Annotated in this window: 1 protein-coding gene; it reads left to right on the plus strand. The window is 55.6% G+C overall.

Annotated features, from left to right (window positions below; translation table 11 throughout):
- Positions 1-308: 308 nt before the first annotated feature.
- Positions 309-2,099, plus strand: a 1,791-nt coding sequence (locus HMPREF2884_RS05195; RefSeq protein ID WP_070616147.1) for an S-layer homology domain-containing protein, incomplete at its 3' end; no start/stop codon positions are given.

Below are 2,099 nucleotides of genomic sequence, written 5' to 3' on the forward strand. Positions count from 1 at the left end.
TCACCCACACTCAACTCGGAAGAGCCGTTAATAGTGACCATTACTATGAACGTGACAAAATTGTGGTCCGTAACCCCGACGGCACTCAAACCGTAGAACTTGAAATTAATGCGGAGGATATTAAAGAGCTACAGGGCGTGTATTTGGGTTCCGAAGCGGAGCTGAGGGTCTATTTCTCAGATAATCCTTACTACGGTTCAGAGAACCATAATTTTACGGTTGCTGCACCAGTTCGGCTGGCGGATTCCCCTACCCCGTTGACCCCTCCCACCCCTGCGGAGGATAAGAAACCTGACAACCCGGTTGGCATGAAGCTCACCTCGGGCACCCTCAATATTTCTGAGGGCGGCACTGTCTCTGTGACGACTGCACCGCTGAGTGCCGAGTTCCGCGCGAAGTACACGTTCTATGAGTTCGGCATTGTGGAGCGCGGTCAGAATTACTTCTGGTCACGTTACGGCGATCCCCTTCCTGAAGCACAGTACGGCAGCAAGGTTGCCAGCCTCCGTGCTGAGGGTAAGGCACACGATAATCCTGATGGGAGCGTCACGTTCACTCTTGATATCCCGAAGCAGTGGATGATGGTTCCTGAGGGTACTCTCTTCGATGTGGTGCTGACTTACTACCCGTCCAATCAGTCGGAGCCGGACCCCTATTCTCCGTATGATGATCCCCGTAGTACGGCACGAATTCCCTTGCCCACGGTGCGCGACCCTGAGCCTGATCAGCCGACGTACCGCTACAGCATTTCAGCGGTTGATAAGCCGTGGCAAGATACGACTCTGACGGTTGAGGGCTACCATATTCTTCCCCCGAACATCGTAGGCGGGTACGACAGCCAGGCGTACGTCACTCTGTATGAGGCAGACCCGGCTACGGGAAAGATTATGGGACACCCTGTTTTCTCCCATGTTGTTCCGTTGACGGGCAACTGCTTGCATCACTGTACGGGTTTCCGCAATAACTATTTCGGCACGAAGATGACGATTCCGGCGGGTACGTTGAAGCCGGGCAGGCTCTACATGATTGGTATCTACGGTTCTAATCTTCCTCACCCGGGCGAGGAGGACTATAACGGCAGCTTGCTGACCAGTGTTGCGCAGTTCCTTCCGGTGCGGTCTGGGCAGCCGAGCGATAACCAGCCGGATCCTGACCAGCCTGTAGCGCGGCCGGATTTGTACATTCCGTATAAGCGCATCAACCCGTATCAGGAGATGAATACTCTCACCGCGCGTGTCTCAAATCTTCCGAAGCTTACCGAGGGCTATTACCGTTTCTCGGTTCAGGCAACGGATGATTTTGGCGAGCTGACCGGTGAGAAGGCTTTGGAACAGGTTATTCCCGTTGAGCGCATCCACGATGGTGCCGCGGAGGAGAAGCTGAATATTCCCGGTAGCGCTCTGAATTATGAGGGGTCTTACAGGGTTGTTCTGGAGAAGGTAATCCCTGGCAAGGATGGCACCGCGGATGCGGTCGAGCCGGTGGCTTCTGAGAATCTTGATCTCTTGGCGAATACTACGGAGGAGCAGAAGGCGGCTCTTGAATGGGTTAAGCAGCAGGCTCTTCTGGACGAGAGTAAGACCGTTTTGAGTCGCCGCGATGTGACGGTGGCGCTGTACCGCCTGGCGGGTGCACCTCATGTTGAGCTGCCTGCAACCAGTCCTTATGCGGATGTGGCGACGAGCGACCCGGACTACGCCGCGTACATTTGGGCTCGTCAGAATGGCATTACCTTCGGCTGGGCTGACGGCAAGTTCCACCCGGAGGCAAACCTTTCGGCACGTTCTACGTTGGCGTTCTTGTACAGGTACCAGCGGATGATCGCGCCGGCTCCTGCGCCGGAGTCGAGCAGTTTGCCGTCTTCGTCTGTGCCCAAGAACAGTAGCGTGCCGGGTGATTCTCCGGTCCGGGTTTCGCGTTCGCATTGGTCCGATTATGAGCGTACGGATACTGCATTCTGGCGGGAGTCGCTGTGGGCTACTCAGCAGTTCATCTGGGGTTATACGGATTATGATCGCCGCTACGCTGAGGATTTCAGTTCGGATACTGTTTCTTCTTCGGAGTTCTCGGTCATGCTGTACCGCATGGCGCACGGCGGC

It is taken from the genome of Rothia sp. HMSC073B08 (genome assembly GCF_001812975.1).
Lineage (GTDB): Bacteria > Actinomycetota > Actinomycetes > Actinomycetales > Micrococcaceae > Rothia > Rothia mucilaginosa.